Here is a 221-nt window from a genome sequence, read left to right as displayed (position 1 = left end):
CCCCCCGCCCGTCCCCGCCCGCCCCTCCCAGCAGGCCCGAACCCCGCCCCGCCCCGCCACCACCCCGATCCTCTCGGCCCGCGAGGTGCAGGTCCTGTCCCTGGTCGCCACCGGCCACACCAACGCCGACATCGGCCGCGTCCTGCACATCACCGAGGCCACCGTGAAGACCCACCTGCTCCGCGCCTTCAACAAACTCGACGTCAGCGACCGCACCGCCG

1 protein-coding gene is annotated in these 221 nt (G+C 74.7%); it reads left to right on the top strand.

All coding sequences use genetic code 11. The features are described from left to right. On the top strand, positions 1-221 hold a 221-nt coding region (locus C7C45_RS32950; protein WP_146247488.1), incomplete at both ends, for a response regulator transcription factor.

Source organism: Micromonospora arborensis (genome assembly GCF_003205615.1).
Taxonomy (GTDB): Bacteria; Actinomycetota; Actinomycetes; order Mycobacteriales; family Micromonosporaceae; genus Micromonospora; species Micromonospora arborensis.
Note: the sequence above shows the minus strand (reverse complement) of the source record. Positions and strands in the feature narration are given on the sequence as shown.